The organism is Neisseria sp. P0021.S007 (genome assembly GCF_051956855.1).
The window spans coordinates 1-443 of record NZ_JBQCXA010001713.1 but is presented as its reverse complement, the minus strand read 5'-3'; the positions used below and the strand labels follow the sequence as shown (position 1 = coordinate 443).

The following is a 443-nucleotide window of genomic DNA, read 5'->3' as shown; positions in this document are numbered from 1 at the left end:
CTCTTGATTTTAACCGTACTTTTGTTTGGGAACAGCTTGTTGTTTAGGCCGTCTGAAAAAATCAGGCTTTCAGACGGTGTAGAACAAATACAGGAAACCTACCAAAGAGTGTGTACCCAAGGAAACTCCCTGCATTTACTGTATTATTACAGTCAATATTTTCTAATACAATCAAATTCCTATTGCTAATGGCTGGAAAAGAAATTGTGCTAATTCTTTAGGAGAAAATGGGTAATATGTAGCAACTCTTGCAATAAAAAAACTATCTACACCACGAATTGGAACCATTACTTCTACTTGATAAAATATTCCAGCAACTGAATTATGGAACTCGTAATCATTATTCTCAAATTTCGTAAACATTTCCCTAAACTTAAATTCTAACAATCCTTGCAATATAGCAGAAAATATTCGCTCAAAGTTCTTGTCCGAAAGAATATCAA

Annotated in this window: 1 protein-coding gene; it reads right to left on the bottom strand. The window is 33.6% G+C overall.

Annotation, left to right across the window (positions count from 1 at the left end):
* Positions 1–171: 171 nt before the first annotated feature.
* Positions 172–443 (bottom strand): hypothetical protein (locus ACTHUR_RS21070; protein ID WP_440400755.1); only part of this gene is annotated, 272 nt, incomplete at its 5' end.